At 63.7% G+C, this 273-nt stretch carries 1 protein-coding gene; it reads left to right on the top strand.

Annotated features, from left to right (window positions below):
- Positions 1-273: hypothetical protein (locus MFF34_RS27825; protein WP_238217809.1), on the top strand; the 273-nt coding region annotated here is incomplete at both ends.

Genomic DNA, 273 nt, shown 5'->3' with positions numbered 1-273 from the left:
AACGCCAGCGGTAACGTGATCACCGGCGATGGCGGCGTGGGCGCCGACACGGACGTCGACAACCTTGACCAACCCACTGCGACCCAACTCAAAGTCGATGGCGTACGCAGCGGCCTGGAAGTTACTGGCGGTACCCTCACCCCAGTGGCCAGCGGCGCGCCGGCCCCTATCACCGGTACGGTTGGCCGCCTGGCCGACAACAGCCTGATCAGTGGCAACTTCGGGCAGTTGATTCTCAATGAGGACGGCAGCTACACCTTCGAGGTCAACAGC

The organism is Pseudomonas sp. PAGU 2196 (assembly GCF_022179005.1).
Lineage (GTDB): Bacteria > Pseudomonadota > Gammaproteobacteria > Pseudomonadales > Pseudomonadaceae > Aquipseudomonas > Aquipseudomonas kermanshahensis.
The sequence above is the reverse complement of the archived record's forward strand: the minus strand, read 5'-3'. Positions and strand labels throughout refer to the sequence as shown.